General features: G+C 79.0%; 1 protein-coding gene. It reads right to left on the bottom strand.

The annotated features are described in order from the left end of the window. On the bottom strand, positions 1–1,556 hold a 1,556-nt coding region (locus ABD363_RS32340; RefSeq protein ID WP_344610026.1), incomplete at both ends, for a polyketide synthase dehydratase domain-containing protein.

Genomic DNA, 1,556 nt, shown 5'->3' on the forward strand with positions numbered 1-1,556 from the left:
GTCCCAGCGCACCGACCCCACCCCACCGGCCCCCGCACACCGGACCAACCGGGGCACCAGCGCCTCCCCGCCCCGGACCGCGGCCTCGGGCTCCGCCGCGTCGAGCAGCAGGCCGAGCGCGGTCCGCAGCGCCTCGGGCACGGGGTCCTCGTCGTCGAGGGCGAGTGCGGCCACCCGGCCCGGGTGCTCGGCGGCCGCCGAGCGCAGCAGCCCGCGCACGGCGGCCACCGCGGGGTCCCCGCCGTCACGGGTCACGACGACCAGCGGCCGGTCCTCCGCCGCCACCGCTTCCTGAAGGACCGTCAGGGCGGCTCGCAGGGAGGGGAGAACCTCGGCGTCCGGGGACGGGGCCGGCAGGACGGCTATCCCGGCCGCCGCGTCCGTGCCGTCCGCCGCGACGGTGAACCCGGCGGCGCGCAGGGCGGCGGTGAATCGGCCGTCCGCGTCGCCGGACACGGCGAGCGCGCCGTCGCAGGGGTCACCGGCCCGCCCGGCGGGCACCCAGTCGACCCGGAGGAGCGGGCTCCCGGCCGCCGCCGCGTCCAGCGGTGCGTCCGTGACCGGGCGGACCGCCAGCCCGTCGGCCGTGGCGACCGGCTGCCCCGCCGGATCGGCGAGCGCCACACGCACCCGGTCCGGTCCGCGCAGGGACAGCCGGGCCCGCACCGCCGTCGCCCCCTCGGCGTGCAGCGCGACGCCCTCCCAGGCGAACGGCACCACGCCGTCACCGGTCAGCAGCGACGTGGCCTGCAACGCCGCGTCGAACAGGGCGGGGTGCAGGCGGAAGCCGCGCGGGTCCGTGCCGTCCGGAAGCTCCGCCTCGACGAACACCTCGTCGCCGCGCCGCCACACGGCACGCAGCCCCTGGAACGCGGGGCCGTAGCCGAACCCGGTCACGGCCCGCTCGGCGTAGAACCCGTCCAGCGGCACCGCCTCGGCGCCCGCGGGCGGCCACACGGCGAACTCCCCGCCGGCGGCCGGGGCCTCGCCCCAGGGGCCGAGCAGCCCCGTCGCGTGCACCGTCCACGGAACGTCCTCGGCGCTCTCCGGCCGGGAGTGCACCCCCACCGGTCGCCGCCCGTCGTCGTCCGCCGCGCCGACGGTGACCTGGACGCGTACGGCGCCTCCGGCGGGCAGGACCAGCGGTGCGCCCAGGGTCAGTTCCTCGACCCGTTCGCACCCGTACTCCTCACCGGCCCGGACTGCGAGCTCCACCAGGGCCGTGCCCGGCACCAGGGTGCGGCCCAGCACGGTGTGGTCGGCCAGCCACGGATGCGTGGCGAGCGACAGACGTCCGGTCAGTACGGCGCCGTCCGCGTCGGCGAGCGGCACGGCCGCGCCCAGCAGGGCGTGTCCGGCCGGCACGAGCCCCAGCCCGGCGGCATCCCGGCCCGCGTGCGACGGGTCGGGCCAGAAACGCCGGTGCTGGAAGGGGTACGTCGGCACCTCCACGGCCCGCACCCGGGCCCCGTCGAACAGGGCCGGCCAGTCCACCGGCACGCCGTGCACGAACAGCCGCGCCAGGGCGGTGGCGAAGGCCTCCTCCTCGGGACGGT

Origin of the sequence: Streptomyces glaucus, assembly GCF_039533365.1 — a bacterium.
Classification (GTDB): domain Bacteria; phylum Actinomycetota; class Actinomycetes; order Streptomycetales; family Streptomycetaceae; genus Streptomyces; species Streptomyces glaucus.